Consider the following 1,132-nt stretch of genomic DNA (forward strand, 5'->3'; position numbering starts at 1 on the left):
ACTTGAGGTTACGGCAACAGCAGGCACTTTCAAGCCTAGATCAATCCCCATCACTTCATCACCATCGACTGGTTTGGTGGGGCGTTCGATTGAAATTTGAACAAACCATTTTGCTGATTTTTGAACCACGCGCAGAAGTCCAAGCTTCCCATTCGAAAGGATGTCTCGCTCCCGATCCGAAAGAAGCGCAGGAACCGCAAGACGTTGTACTTTTCCATCCAGGATCACCGGGAAAGAAATGGTGTTGCCCCAAATCGTATAATTTTGATTGTTCACGTAGTACACCCTCTTTTGAAGAAGAGGTCGCTTCTTCGTTTTCTTGAACCGCTGAAATAGGCTTTTGGCATCTCGAATCACTTGATTCTTTACAGCAGAGGGGAGATTGGCATGAACGGTTTTTGAAGTTAGTTGCGGAAACGTTCCAGACCTTTCTGCTTGCTCCGTTAATTCGTTGACGGTTCGAATATATTCGCCCCCCATATCCACCAGTACAGACGGACGGGGTGGAAAAATGCGGATTTGAATCGTTACGGTTTGCAGGGTCTCACCCCCTTGTTTTTTGTTCCTCAACATATCGTTTGATCGTTTCGCTTGAAACGTTCCCTGCCGTACTGACCAAGTAGGCACGAGTCCAGAGGGAAGGCAAGTGGTTCAAGTGCTTACATTGTTCACGGAGGCGCCGGGAAGTGATTCCTTTGAGTTTCGCCATAAGTTCTGCGGGAGAATCGGTGGGCAGTGCGTTTAGAACAATATGCACATGATCAGGTATGACCTCCATTGCGAATAGCTTCCAATCATGTTCAGCACATATCTCCATAACGATTTGCTCAAAATGAATCTCCACTTGATCGACTAGCACTTTACGTCTGTATCTTGGGCAAAAACAAAATGATAGTTAATTAATGATAAGGTAGTTTTGGTATTTCTGTAGGATTGTCAATTTTGACAGCATAAGGATGTCCCTTAAACAAAGACGATTCATCCCACCCCTAAAGGAGTGGGCTTTCTCGACCAAATTCTGTAATGATGAGTCAATTTCATAATTCGATTTGTTAAATAGCAAGACTGGGCCAAAATCTAAGGTCACATTTTTAAAAAGATTAGGCGATTTGCTGAGAGTTTCTCAACTGCT

2 pseudogenes are annotated in these 1,132 nt (G+C 44.2%); both read right to left on the bottom strand.

The annotated features are described in order from the left end of the window. A pseudogene (locus ACFSX3_RS32195) lies at positions 1-573 on the bottom strand (RNA-guided endonuclease TnpB family protein); the annotation flags it as partial. Then, positions 545-900, bottom strand: a pseudogene (tnpA, locus tag ACFSX3_RS32200) (IS200/IS605 family transposase). The pseudogenes ACFSX3_RS32195 and tnpA, both read right to left, overlap by 29 nt. Positions 901-1,132 lie beyond the last annotated feature (232 nt).

It is taken from the genome of Paenibacillus rhizoplanae, from assembly GCF_042684125.1.
Lineage (GTDB): Bacteria > Bacillota > Bacilli > Paenibacillales > Paenibacillaceae > Paenibacillus_AQ > Paenibacillus_AQ rhizoplanae.